Genomic DNA, 262 nt, shown 5'->3' on the forward strand with positions numbered 1-262 from the left:
GTCTTTGAAGATTTCTAATTCTTCTTCACAAACCAGCGGCAGTAGTTCTAGTGCTTCCAGTTCAAATACTTCAAACTCAGGATCATCGTCGTCTTCAACATCTACTTATACTGTTAAGTCGGGAGATTCACTCTGGGCTATCGCCAACAAATACGGTGTTTCGGTTGCTAATTTGAAGAGTTGGAACAGTCTCTCTTCTAATATTATCTATGTTGGACAATCTTTGAAGGTCTCGAATTCTTCTTCACAAGCTAGCGGTAGC

The 262-nt window shown here is 40.5% G+C and carries 1 protein-coding gene; it reads left to right on the forward strand.

What is annotated here, in order from left to right:
• Positions 1–262 (forward strand): LysM peptidoglycan-binding domain-containing protein (locus IV36_RS11925; RefSeq protein ID WP_156648656.1); only part of this gene is annotated, 262 nt, incomplete at both ends.

The sequence above is a fragment of the Liquorilactobacillus mali genome (assembly GCF_001437155.1).
GTDB lineage: Bacteria > Bacillota > Bacilli > Lactobacillales > Lactobacillaceae > Liquorilactobacillus > Liquorilactobacillus mali_A.